Source organism: Hoeflea sp. YIM 152468, from assembly GCF_029210485.1.
Taxonomy (GTDB): Bacteria; Pseudomonadota; Alphaproteobacteria; order Rhizobiales; family Rhizobiaceae; genus Hoeflea.
This window is the reverse complement of sequence record NZ_JARGET010000008.1, coordinates 25,930-38,585: the sequence shown is the minus strand read 5'-3', so window position 1 is coordinate 38,585 and position 12,656 is coordinate 25,930. Positions and strand designations below refer to the sequence as shown.

The following is a 12,656-nucleotide window of genomic DNA, read 5'->3' as shown; positions in this document are numbered from 1 at the left end:
GCTTCAGTCTTTCCTGTGCGAAGCGCCAAGGGCGCGAATGACGGTGCGTGCGGCGGCCATCACCGGATCGTGGGTTTCCCTGAGGATGGTTACCCGGTCAAACCGCTCCGGATCGCGATCGACCGCCGCGCGCAATGCCGCGCCGAAGGCCATCCTCAGTTCGGTGCCGATGTTGAATTTGCAGATGCTGGAACCGGCGGCAAGGGCCGTGCGCTGCGCCACCGGAACGCCGGAGCCGCCATGGATGACCAGCGGCACGCTTGTCAGCGCCTCAATGGCGCGAATCCGCGGCTCGTCGAGGCCGCCCTGCTTGTCCTGTTGCAGATGCACATTGCCCACCGAGATCGCCATGGCGTCGACACCGGTCTCGCGGGCAAACCGTGCGGCTTCGTCGGGATCGGTTCCGGCCGAATTCTCGCCGCCGGAATAGCCGACAAAGCCGATCTCGCCCTCGCAGGAAATACCGGCTGCGTGCGCCATCTCGGCAATCGCAGCGGTCTCGTCGATGTTTTGGGAGAGTTCCTTGCGCGAGCCGTCAAACATCAGCGAGGTGAAGCCGCTGTCGAGTGCCTGCTTGCACTCCTCAAACGTATAGCCGTGATCGAGATGGGCAACGACGGGCACGCTGGCCGTCTCGGCCAGATAGCGAAACATCTGGCCCAGCACCGGCAACGGCGTGTGCGCCCGGCAGGAGGGCCCCGCCTGCAGGATCACCGGCGCGCCTTCGGCCTCCGCAGCCGCCACATAGGCGCGCATGTCCTCCCAGCCCAGTGTCACCAGACCTGCCACCGCATAGCCATGCCTGAGCGCCGGCTGCAGGACCTCGGCAAGGGTTGCGACACTCATTTGAACTTCGCCACCATGTCCTTGATGCCCGGAATGGTCTCGATCTGGGAGGCATGGGTGGGCTGAAAATACTGCACCAGCGAGCGCTGGCTCAGCCCGCCCAGAATGGTGAAATAATACATCTCGTAGCCCGGCAGCACGCAGCAGGGGTGATAGCCCTTGTCGAGGCAGATCGTCGAACCGTCGACGATGTGATAGGCGTCCCCGGGCTTGTTGTCCTCGCGCTGCAGCATCTGCACGCCGGAGCCGTAATTGGGCCGGAAGCGGAAATTGTAGGTCTCGTCGTGACGGGTCTCGTCCGGCAGCCGGTCGGTGTCGTGCTTGTGGCTGGGAAAGCCGGACCAGCCGCCCTGCCCGACCGTGAACAGCTCGCTGACCAGCAGCCGGCCCACCTTGCCGTGATGTTTCTGGCCCAGAATATGTTTGATCTTGCGGTGGGTCTTGGTGTCGTCGGACCCGTATTGCACCAGATCGAGCCCGTCGGCCCGGACATCGAACGGCTCCAGCACCGTGTCGTACTTGGCGCCGGCAACGAAAACCTCGGTTTCGTCCGATACGCAGACCATCGTCACCTTGGCGCCGACCGGCACATAGACGCCTTCGGGTTCGCCGTCCCAGACATCGATGCCGCGATTGCCGAGCCTGGCGTAGGCTACGCCCTCGACATCGACATCAACGGTGCCGGTGGCGGGCACGATGCAGGTCTCATAGCCCGGCACCTGGTAGGCGAAGGCCTCGCCCTTCTTCAGTTTGACGATGTTGAAGTAATTCAGCGGCACGCAGGAATCGTCGACATCGACAATCGGCTTGTTCTGGTTGTTGTAGGGCGCGATATGCATGGGTGTGATCCTTTCAGGATACCGGTGCCTCAGACCTGAGACGGACCCGGGTGGGATGTGAGGAAGGCATCAAGTTCCGCGCGGCCGGGCATCGCCGGGGCGCAACCGGGCCGCGACACGACGATTGCAGCGCAGGCCGAGCCGCGCAGCACCGCCTCGCGCATGTCCTTGCCTTCGGACAAGGCTGCCAGCAGGCCGGCCATGAAACTGTCGCCCGCCCCGGTCGGTTTGACCGCCTCGACCGGATAGATGCCGGTGCGCAACTCCGCGCCCTCGGTGAATGTGACAGCACCCTGGGGCCCCAGTTTGTAGACCACGATCGAAGCGCTGGTGGCTGCCAGGTCCCGTGCCTTGTCGAGACCCTTGTCGACACCGCCGGCCATGAAGCCGAATTCCTCGTCATTGCCGACGATAACATCGGCCATGGCGCCGGCGCGTGACAGCACATCGGCGGCAACCTCGGCCGAGGGCCAGGAATAGGGCCGGTAATCGACATCGAAGATGATCGGGATGCCGGCAGCACGGGCAAGATCAAACGCCCGGAATGTGGCCGAGCGCGAGGGTTCGGCGGCAAACACCGTGCCTGCGGTGATCAGCGCGCCGTAAGCCGTGTAATCGACCGCCTCGACATCGGCGATGTCCATCTGGAAATCGGCGGCATTGTTGCGGTAGATGACGCTCTGATGCTCTTCAATCCGGGTCTCGTAGACCGCAAGCGAGGTGCGGCATTCGCCGGTGATCAGCCCGACATGGGTCCGGTCGACGCCGTAATGGTCGAGCTGATTGAGACAGTACCAGCCGACCGCATCATCGGACACCTTGGTCAGCAGCGCCGCCTTGCAGCCGAATTTGACCAGACCGGCGGCGATATTGGCGCTCGAGCCACCCATCGCCACCATCATCGAGGTGGCGTCACGGGTCCGGGTGCCGGCGGGATCGGGCGACAGGTCCATGCCGACACGTCCGATGACGAGAAAATTGCGCGCCCTGATGCCGTCGAGCAGGCTCATGCCCTGCCCTCGGCATTTCCGGCACGCGCCGCATCCAGCACTTCGGGATAGGGATAATTCAGTCCCAGCAACTGCCGCATGTCGGGGCTTGCGGCATCGATGAAGGCTTGCGGCAAGGCGGCCGGCATGTCTTCCATCGGCTTGACCCATTTCGGCAGATACTGGATCAGGATGGCGCTGCGGTCGTGATCAGCCCTGTTCGGCATGGCGCAGTGCCAGGTCACCCCGTAAAACAGCGCCACATCGCCAGGCTCGCCGGTCATGCGCTCGCAGCGCTCGTAGAACCTGTCGTCAGCGGTCGGATAGCGCAGCTGTTTCTGGCTGCCCGGCACATAGGCGGTGGCGCCGCTCTCGGCGGTGAACGGGTCGAGAATCACCGAAACCTGGGCATTCATCGGAAACGAGCCGTTGAAGCCGGCCGGGTGGGTTTCGGGCTTGTGGAAATCCCAATAGGGATAGTCCACATGCGGCTCCTGCCCCGGCCCGCCCGGCAGGATCCGGTTGGCGGCAATCGAGCCCATGATGAATTCGGTTCCCAGAAACCTGCGCAAGACATCCATCAGCACCGGGTGCGCTGCCATGCGTGAGAACACGTCGCCCTTGGCCAGCAGGTTCCAGACCCGGCGCTGCAGGTTGATCTTGCCCGCTTCCGCCGCTGCCCCCTGAAAATGCGTGACCTTCTCACTCTCGTTTTCCGAATGCGCCATGACGATGGCGCGGGCCTCGGCAATGTCGCCGGGCGAAAACAGCCCCGAGATCGTCACCGCGCCACCACCATGCAGCAGTTCTTCGATGATCGTGTCCGGATCGGCTGTTTGAGCTGTAAACCGCTTCATCTCAAACCCCCTTGCGCTGCTTGACGCGTGTGGCTTCCTGGTCCGCGTGCGCAGCCCTGACCTTGGGGTTGTCGGTGACATGCGGCGTGCCGACCTCCCACCAGGTGTGCCCTTGTGTGGTCCAGCCCTCATAGGCGTCGACCTTCATCACGATCACGTGGGTCTTTGTTCCCGCCTTGGCGCGCTTGAAGGCTTCGCCCAGTTCTGCCGGATTGGAAACGGTCTCAGAAATCGCCCCCATCGAGGCGGCATGGGCTTCGAAATCCACGGCGAAGGGCTCGTCAATCGTCGGGCAATCGGCCAGCAGATTGTTGAAACTTTCATTGCCGGTGTTGGTCTGCAGCTTGTTGATGACGGCAAAGCCACCATTGTCGAGCACAAGGATGATCAGCTTCTTGTTGCTCAGAACCGAGGAATAGATGTCGGAATTCATCAGCAGATAGGCGCCGTCGCCGACAAAGACGATGGTATCCTTGTCCGGCTCGCGCTCGGATTGGGCGATGCGCGCGCCCCAGCCGCCGGCGATCTCGTAGCCCATGCAGGAGAATCCGAACTCGACATCGACCGTGCCGAGCGACAGGGTACGCCAGTTGGCGGTGACTTCCGCCGGCAATCCACCGGCGGCGGTGACCACCCGGTCGCGGCTGTCGCACAGCGCGTTGACCACGCCGATGGCCTGGGCATAGGAATTGGGGCGATTGCCATGGGCGACGTTGCCCGCAACATAGGCGTCCCAGATCTTGCGCTGGACTTGCGCGAACGTGGTCCACTCGGCCGGGGCGGAGTAGCCGTCAAGCGCTGCACCCAGCGCCTCAAGCCCGAGCTTGGCGTCACCGACAATCGGCATCGACAGATGCTTGGCGGCATCATGGCGGGCAGCATTGAGCGCGACGATGCGGGCGGATTTGTCGAACGCGGTCCACGACCCGGTGGTGAAATCCTGCATCCGGGTTCCGACCGCCAGGATCACGTCGGCCTTTTCGGCAATCGCATTGGCGCTGTCCGAGCCGGTAACGCCGACCGGGCCGATATTGAGCGGATGATCGTTGAGCAGATTGGCCCGCCCGGCAATGGTTTCGATCACCGGGATCTGATGCGCCTCGGCAAAGGCCGCAAGCTCCGTCGTGGCGCGCGAATACTGCACGCCGCCGCCGGCAATGATCACCGGCCGCCTCGCGTCCCTGAGAAGGGCCGCCGCATCGGCGATTTCGGCCCTGTCCGGCGTCTGACGGCGAATCCGGTGCACCTTTCTGGCAAACAGCGCCTCCGGGTAGTCATAGGCCCAGCCCTGCACATCCTGCGGCAGGCCCAGAAACGCCGGGCCGCAATCGGCCGGATCGAACAGGGTGGCGAGGGCTGCCGGCAACGACTGGATGATCTGCGCCGGATGGGTGATCCGGTCCCAGAACCGGCTCACCGGTTTGAAGGCGTCGTTCACACCGAGCGTCGGATCGCCGTAATGCTCAAGCTGCTGCAGCACCGGATCAGGCAGACGGGTGATGAAGATGTCACCGCACAGCATCAGCATCGGCAACCGGTTGGCGTGGGCAAGAGCTGCCGAGGTCAGCAGATTGGCGGTCCCCGGCCCGGCCGATGCGGTGCAGAACATGAACCGCTGCCGGAGCCATTGCTTGGCGTAGGCAGCCGCGGCAAAGCCCATGCTTTGCTCGTTCTGGCCACGGTAGAGCGGCAGTTCGGCCCGCGCATCATACAGCGCCTCACCCAGACAGGTGACATTGCCGTGGCCGAATATGCCGAAGCCGCCGCCGCACAGCCGCATCTCCTTGCCATCGATCTCGATGAACTGGTTGGCGAGATAGCGGATAATGGCTTGCGCCGTCGTCAGACGGATCGTGTCCTCAGTCATGCGCCCAGACCTCCCTCTTTGCCGGCATCAGCGCCCGGTTTTGACCGGCGCGGAAAATGCCGCTTGCGAAACTTCAATTCCGAAGATACAAAATTTGCAACCGGTTGCAAACTGAATTTCAAAATGGATCCGATTATGACCGAAATAGGTGTTGGCATTGTGGGTGGCGGCTATATGGGCAAGGCCCATGCGGTGGCGATGGCCAGCGTCGGCGCCGTCTTCGACACCGCGTTGAGGCCGCGGCTGGAAATGGTCTCGGCCGGATCGGCTGACTCCGCCGAACGCTACCGCGCCGCCTACGGGTTCTTGCGCGCCGCAACGGACTGGCAGCAGCTGGTGGCCGACCCGAAGGTCGAGGCCATCATCATCGCCTCGCCGCAATCCACCCACCGCGCCATTGCCGAGGCCGCCTTTGCACTGGGCAAGCCGGTGCTGTGCGAAAAGCCGATGGGCGCATCGCTCGACGACAGCCGCGCCATGGTCGCCGCAGCCGAGACAAGCGGGGTGGCCAACATGGTCGGCTTCAACTACATCCGCACGCCTGCCAGCCAGTTCGCGAGAAAACTGATTGCCGAGGGCGCGATCGGCGAGATCACCTGGTTTCGCGGCGAGCACACGGAGGATTTTCTCGCCGACCCGCAAACGCCTGCCAACTGGCGCACATCGGGCGAGGCCAACGGCACCATGGGCGATCTGGCCCCGCACATGATCAATGCGGCGCTGGCGCTGGTCGGCCCGATCCGGTCGCTGATTGCCGAGGTCGAGACCGTTCATGCCACCCGCCCCGGCGGCGCAGTCAGCAATGACGATCAGGCCCAGATGATGTGCCGGTTCGAAAATGGCGCCATGGGGCAGATGCATTTCAGCCGCATCGCCACCGGCCGCAAGATGGGCTACGCCTACGAGATCACCGGCACCAGGGGCGCGATCCGCTTTGACCAGGAAGATCAGAACGCGCTGTGGCTCTACCGGATGGACGAGCCGGAAGCCACGCGTGGCTTTACCAAGATCCTCACCGGCCCGGCCCATCCCGACTATCTGCCGTTCTGTCAGGGCCCCGGCCACGGCACCGGCTATCAGGACCAGATCACAATCGAGGCGCGGGATTTCCTCCGCGCCATCGAAACCGGCAAGCCGGTGTGGCCGACATTCCGCGACGGCTTGGCGGTCAATGAAATCGTGGCGGCGGCGCAGGCCTCGTCGCAAACCAAATCATGGCAGACACCCGGCGGGACCGGGTCAGCAGAGGGGAAACACCCATGACCATCCAGATCGGCAACGCCCCCTGCTCGTGGGGTGTCGAATTTCCACACGATCCGCGCAATCCGGCCTGGCAGACGGTGCTGACACAATGCGCCGCGGCCGGTTACACCGGCATTGAACTCGGGCCGGTCGGCTTCATGCCGGAAGACCCGGCGGTCCTCGGCGCGGCGCTGAGCGACAACGGTCTGGAACTGATCGGCGGCGTGGTGTTCCGCGCCTTTCACGACGCCAGTCAGTGGAACGACGTGATGGACGGCGCCGTCAGAACCTGCAAGGCGCTCACAGCCCATGGGGCACAGCATCTGGTGCTGATCGATTCGATCTCGCCGCGCCGCGCGCCCACCGCCGGCCGCGCCGATGAGGCCGAGCAGATGGACAAGGCTGAATGGAGCGCCTTCCGCGACCGCATCGCCACGGTGGCGAAAATGGGCGCGGAAGATTACGGCCTCACGGTCGGCATTCACGCCCATGCCGCAGGTTTCATCGATTTCGAGCCCGAACTGGAGCGGCTGCTCGACGAGGTGGATGAGAAAATTCTCAAGATCTGCTTCGACACCGGCCATCACTCCTATGCCGGTTTTGACCCGGTGGCTTTCATGAGACGTCACATCGACCGCATTTCCTACATGCATTTCAAGGACATCAACCCGGATGTGAAAGCGGCTGCAATCGCCAGCCGCACCGGTTTCTACGATGCCTGCGGCCAGGGCATTTTCTGCAATCTCGGCGACGGCGACGTCGATTTCCCGGCCGTGCGGCAGATCCTGCTCGAGGCCGGGTTCGAGGGCTGGTGCACGGTCGAACAGGATTGCGATCCGCTGCTCGACCCCGATCCGGTGGGCGACGCCAGAGCCAACCGCGCCTATCTCCAATCCATCGGATTCTGAGCGGAGGGTCAGTCACCAGAGGCCGTCATGCCGGACTTGATCCGGCATCCAGCCAGCCCAGGTCCCTGGGTTGAAAGAGTCTCTTGACCCGGCAGACGCCGGGTCACTGGATACCGGATCAGGTCCGGTATGACGGACACTGAAATCCGGAACTGGAATTTTCGGCACGACGCTGTTTCACATCGATTTGGAGGCATTTCAGCATGACAAAGCTCACATGGGGCATGATCGGCGGCGGGGAAGGCAGCCAGATCGGACCGGCCCACCGGCTTGGCGCCGGACTTGACGGCGCGTTCGAATTTTCAGCCGGCGCGCTCGACCACCGGCCCGATGCGGGCCGCGAGTATGGCCAGCGGCTGGGGCTCGCCCCTGACCGCGCCTATGGCGACTGGCGCAAGATGCTGGATGGCGAGAAAAACCGCCCCGACCGCGTCGATCTGGTTACCGTGGCGACCCCGAACGCCACCCATTACGAGATCACCAAAGCCTATCTCGAGGCAGGTTTTCACGTGCTGTGTGAAAAGCCGATGACGATGACCGTCGAACAGGGCGAGGACATTGTCCGCACCGCCCGGGCGACCGGAAAGATCTGTGCGGTCAATTACGGCTATTCCGGCTATTCGCTGGTGCGCCACATGAAGGCGATGGTGGCGCGCGGCGATCTGGGCAAGATCCGGCTGGTCAAGGCCGAATTCGCCCATGGCCACCATGCAGACGCCGCCGATGCCGACAATCCGCGGGTGCGCTGGCGCTATGACCCGGCCCAGGCCGGGGTTTCAGCGCAATTTGCCGATTGCGGCATTCACGCGCTGCACATGGCGAGCTTCGTCACCGGCCAGGAGGTGACCCGGCTCTCCGCCGACACGGTGTCGTGTATCGCCAGCCGCGAGCTCGAAGACGACGCCATGGTCAATTTCCGCATGGATGGCGGCACGGTGGGGCGGCTCTGGACCTCGTCGATCGCCATCGGCCGCCAGCACGGGCTGACCTTGCAGGTGTTTGGCGAGAAAGGCGGACTCAGATGGGCCCAGGAACAGCCCAACCAGCTCTCCTGGATGCCGCTGGGCGAACGGCTGCAGACCATCGAGCGCGGCGAGGCAAACCTCTCGCCGGAAGCTGACCGCACCTCCCGCGTCACCATCGGTCACGCCGAAGGCATGCCGCTGGCGTTCGCCAATCTCTACCAGGATCTGGCCGAGGCCATCCGCGCTGAGAAACAAGGCAGTCCGATGGACCCCGCCGCCAACCTCTATCCCCGCGCCGAGGACGGCCTGCGCTCGATGGCAGCCGTGTTCGCCGTGGCCCAATCGGGCAAGGCCGACGGCGCATGGGTGGACGCGCGCCCGCCGATGTTCAGGTAGGGCGTGGCGTGCGCCAGACAGGCTTGGCTGCAATCGGGTCGACTGCGGAGGGAAAACACAGGATCGCCGCAGTTGCCCATGCTGCGCCGCAACGGCAGGCCGGGCATTCGAACCGGGTCAGGAGAGCTTGAGGAAACCGCGTATCCGCTCAAAGACCGCTGGCTCCGCCACGCCGATCACCAATCCCAACAGAACAGCCGAGGGCGCCGAGGTCAGTTGCCGCGACAGCGCTTCATCGACATTTTCGAAGCCGCCAAAGAAGAACATGACAATCACCACAACCAGGCACAAGGAAGCGTTATAACCGACATGCGCCATGCGCTGCCGCAGCGAAATCGCCTGTTTCACGGCCGCCTCCCGGTCCAGCACTCGGATCATGCCCGTCTTCAAGAAGTACCAGCCGATGCTGAAGCCGATCAGGGTAAAGCCTGTCCAGCCGATGAACAGCAAGATGTAGTTGACAGCATTGGTTAGTTCGTTTGGCAGAAAATTCCACAGTCTGTACGGCTCCATCCAGATCCACAGGATACCCGCGGTAAATCCGGAACCGAAACAGATCAAAAAGATGGCCACAATGTCGTTTATGATAGCACTGCGTATCGCCTCGTCCGCAGCGCGCAAGCCAGTCTCCACTTTCCGGAAACTGGCAATCACCGCATCGTCGCGGCCGGCGCTCAACGCGTGCGTTGCCGTTTCCGCCAATTGCCTGCAGCAATCGTCAGCCTGATTGGCCGGCAGGACGTCCAGGCAGGTCCTGCTGAGATCGCTAGCCTCTCGCCAGGTGTCAAGCGCTTCCGAGTGCAGCCCGTCTCCCGGATCGACCTGCAGGCGAAGGCAGCCGCGGTCAAAGACGATCCGCATGATCAGTTCTCAAACAATTCTGCCTGCAAGGCCGACAGGGGCACACCGTCAAAGGCCAGTCCAATGGTCCACGGCACCAATTGAACGGTGTTGCTGCCGCCGACGTCAGCATTGCCAACGTCGCGACCCAGAAACGCCTCGGCCTCAGCCAGACCATAGGTGGACTCGCCTTTAAAATCTGCCAACCCCGGAAACGGTCCGGCGGTTGTCACGAGGGAGAGCCGGCCGCGAATTTCGCTGCCCACAGCGAGGGCAAACGCCTCATCGTTTACATTGAAATGGCCAAACCAGAACTGCACCGATGAGGTTGCCACTCTCTTGTCGATATCGATGGTCGATCGAAGACCATAGGATACCGGAACGTAAGAGCCATCATAGTCTTCGATCTCTTCGCCCGCTGCCAGCTGCGCCAGCACTCCGCCATCGGCCGGAATCCAGTTGCTGGCATAGGACCAGATTGCCAGCTCGTTGCCGCCTTGCGGCGAACTGCGATAGCTCTCGAGGTAGCGGTCCAGGGTATCGGCGTCGGCCAGCGCTTCCGCCATTGACACGCCAACCAGATCAAGCGGAGTAGCCTGGACCAAGGTGGGTTTCGGAGCATCCAGCAGAGCTTCAAATGTCAAGGTTTTGCCTGTTGTTTGCTTTCCGTAACGTCTCGACAGCCCATACTCGATCATCCGATCATCGGGCTGTGTGGTCTCGTAGCGCTTGTTGTGCCTTTTCGCCCGTCTTCCGCCGCCCGGGACAAGACTCTCGAGCAACAGACCCGGCTTGGGACCATGCCACTTCACCCAAACCGGGATCGATCCATCGTTTCGTATGCAGTAGACAGTTTCGTGCGCACCGTCAGCATGAATGGCAACGCCGGATTCGTATGTAAAGTCGATACGGGCTTCCTGTACCGGATCTCCCGCCTCGAATTTGTTCAATGGATAAGCCGTACGGTCACACACTTCAGCCAGTGCGGGCGAAAGCAATACAATGTAAATAAAAGAAAAGCGCAACATGACGCAATCCTGATCTATTTTTGCAGAGGTATTACAATAACAGAGAGTACGCGTTATTTCAACGTTACGATGTTTCCGGCCCTATTTAGCCTGGAACGTCAAAGCAGGATTATCGGCATAGCCATGTCATTTCAGCGCCGGCGGCCGCGCAACGCGATTGGCGTCACGGGGCGCTCACCCGTCCGGGACCACCTTGCCGCCCCCTCACCCCTCATACCCGGCCTTGCGCAGGCCTTCGATCAGGTGGGCGTGGTCCTCGTCCGTCACGTTCCATTTGGTCATGGCCGCAGCCGGAGTAACGCCGGGTTTGATCCTGCTCATCATCGCCAGCGAGTCCGCCGCCTCCTTGCGGCCAAGCTGGCCCAAGGCTGCGGCCTTCATGAGATGCGTCCAGAAGAAATCCGGCATGGAGATGCGTTGCACATCGACCAGGGTTTCTTCATAGCAGCGCTCACGGTAATGCAGCCGGGCATAGCTGAAATGATACCAGCCCGGATGCAGCGGATTGAGCTCCTGCGCCCGGCGCGAGAGCTCGATGCCGCGCTCGAACGCGCCCATGAACGAGAGGTAATGACCGACCTCGGCCAGGATTTCCGGGTCGGTGGGGTTGAGATCCAGCGCCCGGGCGGCCTCGGCCTCGAACTTGCCGATATCCTTGCGAAAGTAATGCACGATCGCCAGCCAGCAATGGGCATAGGCGCTTTGCGGATCGAGTTGGACCGCCTTGAGCGCCATCTCAAGCGCCCGTCCGATCGGATCGGGCCGTGGATTGGCGTCAAACCGGTGCTCGGCGAGATAGACATTGGCCAGCAGCGCGTGCGCTTCGGCATAGGTCGGATCGAGCCCGATGGCCTTTTCCAACAGATCCCGCGCCTCGGCATGCATCTCCTCATTGAGCGTTGCGGTGTAGCGTCGCGCATGCAGCAGACAGTCATAGGCGTCGAGTTCGGCCGGGCTCTTGCGCAACGCCCGTGTCAGCGCCGTGTCCTGCATCTTGACCCCGAGTGACGCGGCGATCATCTGTGTCACCGCATCCTGGACGGCAAAGATATCCCCCATCGGCCGGTCGTACCGGTCAGCCCACAGCGACACCCCGGTAGCGGCTTCGCTGAGCTGCACCGCAACCCTGAGCCGGTTGCCCTCGCGCCGGACACTGCCATCGACGATGTAATCGGCGCCCAGCCTGGCGGCAATGTCTGCCAGTGGCACATCCCGGGTCTTGAAGTGAAACGACGAGCCGCTGGCAATCACCCTGAGTTCGCGGAAATGGGTCAGGTTGGAAATGATGTCTTCGGTCAGACCGTCGCAGAAATACTCGTCCAGTCCGGCACTTGCCATCTTGAACGGCAGCACCGCCAGCACCGGCATCACCGCGATATGACGGCTGGCCGGGGGCAAGGCCGGCACCATGACGTCAACGCCCGGTTGAAGCGAAGACGGCAGGACGGCATCGGGCGCGGTTGCGGGTGGTTCGCCCGGCCCCGCAGCCTCGGCCGCAGCCTCTGCGGCTTCGCAGCTCACCTCGGCGACGAACCGGAAACCGCGCCGCGAGATGGTGCGGATCACCTCCTGCGCCTCGCCGGTGTCGCCGACGGCGCGGCGGGCGGCAAAGATCCGGCTTGAGAGCGTGGTGTCGGACACCGCGCGGCCATCCCACACGGCGTCGATGAGCTCGTCGCGGGAAATGATGCGGTCGCGATTGCGCAGCAGATGCCACAGGACATTGAACACCTGCGGCTCGATGGACACCGGTGCACCATGTTGGCTGAGCTCATAGATCGCAGGATCGATGGCAAATGCGCCAAACCGGTAAATCATTGAAGATCAATCTTTTCCTGACAGAAAACCACACAAAACCCACTGTAATCTCAATCCCCTC

At 62.8% G+C, this 12,656-nt stretch carries 11 protein-coding genes; 3 read left to right on the top strand and 8 right to left on the bottom strand.

Annotated elements, in window-relative coordinates; all coding sequences use genetic code 11:
* Positions 1-3: 3 nt before the first annotated feature.
* Genes PZ897_RS04330 through iolD form a run of 5 tightly spaced genes read right to left on the bottom strand, consistent with a single transcriptional unit; the run spans position 4 to position 5,398 of the window.
* Entirely contained in the window at positions 4-846 is an 843-nt protein-coding gene (locus PZ897_RS04330; protein WP_275750257.1) for a class II fructose-bisphosphate aldolase, read from the bottom strand.
* Positions 843-1,685 carry a 5-deoxy-glucuronate isomerase gene (locus tag PZ897_RS04325; RefSeq protein ID WP_275750256.1) on the bottom strand — a complete coding sequence of 281 codons (843 nt, stop codon included), beginning with the start codon at positions 1,683-1,685 and terminating at the stop codon, positions 843-845. The genes PZ897_RS04330 and PZ897_RS04325 overlap by 4 nt, the downstream gene beginning before the upstream one ends.
* 29 nt (positions 1,686-1,714) lie before the next feature.
* Entirely contained in the window at positions 1,715-2,695 is a 981-nt protein-coding gene (gene iolC, locus PZ897_RS04320) for a 5-dehydro-2-deoxygluconokinase (RefSeq protein WP_275750255.1), read from the bottom strand.
* Positions 2,692-3,531 carry a phytanoyl-CoA dioxygenase family protein gene (locus PZ897_RS04315; protein WP_275750253.1) on the bottom strand — a complete coding sequence of 280 codons (840 nt, stop codon included), beginning with the start codon at positions 3,529-3,531 and terminating at the stop codon, positions 2,692-2,694. Before PZ897_RS04315 ends, iolC begins: the two co-directional genes overlap by 4 nt.
* 1 nt (position 3,532) lies before the next feature.
* Entirely contained in the window at positions 3,533-5,398 is a 1,866-nt protein-coding gene (iolD, locus tag PZ897_RS04310; protein WP_275750251.1) for a 3D-(3,5/4)-trihydroxycyclohexane-1,2-dione acylhydrolase (decyclizing), read from the bottom strand.
* Between the two features lie 135 nt (positions 5,399-5,533).
* Between iolD and PZ897_RS04305 the strand changes: the two genes are divergently transcribed.
* The 3 genes from PZ897_RS04305 (at position 5,534) to PZ897_RS04295 (ending at position 8,909) form a co-directional block, all read left to right on the top strand.
* Entirely contained in the window at positions 5,534-6,661 is a 1,128-nt protein-coding gene (locus tag PZ897_RS04305) for a Gfo/Idh/MocA family oxidoreductase (RefSeq protein ID WP_275750249.1), read from the top strand.
* On the top strand, positions 6,658-7,548 hold the full coding sequence (locus PZ897_RS04300) for a TIM barrel protein (RefSeq protein ID WP_275750248.1): 891 nt from the start codon (positions 6,658-6,660) through the stop codon (positions 7,546-7,548). The genes PZ897_RS04305 and PZ897_RS04300 overlap by 4 nt, the downstream gene beginning before the upstream one ends.
* A 203-nt stretch (positions 7,549-7,751) precedes the next feature.
* A complete protein-coding gene (locus tag PZ897_RS04295) occupies positions 7,752-8,909 on the top strand; it encodes a Gfo/Idh/MocA family oxidoreductase (RefSeq protein ID WP_275750247.1) in 1,158 nt (385 codons plus the stop codon).
* A gap of 117 nt (positions 8,910-9,026) precedes the next feature.
* Here PZ897_RS04295 and PZ897_RS04290 read toward each other — a convergent pair whose 3' ends face one another.
* The 3 genes from PZ897_RS04290 to PZ897_RS04280 form a co-directional block, all read right to left on the bottom strand.
* Positions 9,027-9,770 (bottom strand): hypothetical protein, encoded by a 744-nt coding sequence (locus PZ897_RS04290; protein WP_275750245.1) that lies wholly within the window; start codon positions 9,768-9,770, stop codon positions 9,027-9,029.
* Positions 9,771-9,772: 2 nt separating this feature from the next.
* On the bottom strand, positions 9,773-10,699 hold the full coding sequence (locus PZ897_RS04285; protein WP_275750244.1) for a hypothetical protein: 927 nt from the start codon (positions 10,697-10,699) through the stop codon (positions 9,773-9,775).
* Positions 10,700-10,981: 282 nt separating this feature from the next.
* The gene (locus PZ897_RS04280) at positions 10,982-12,595 is read right to left on the bottom strand and encodes a winged helix-turn-helix domain-containing protein (RefSeq protein WP_275750243.1); all 1,614 of its coding nucleotides are present in this window, start codon (positions 12,593-12,595) and stop codon (positions 10,982-10,984) included.
* Between the last annotated feature and the right edge of the window lie 61 nt (positions 12,596-12,656).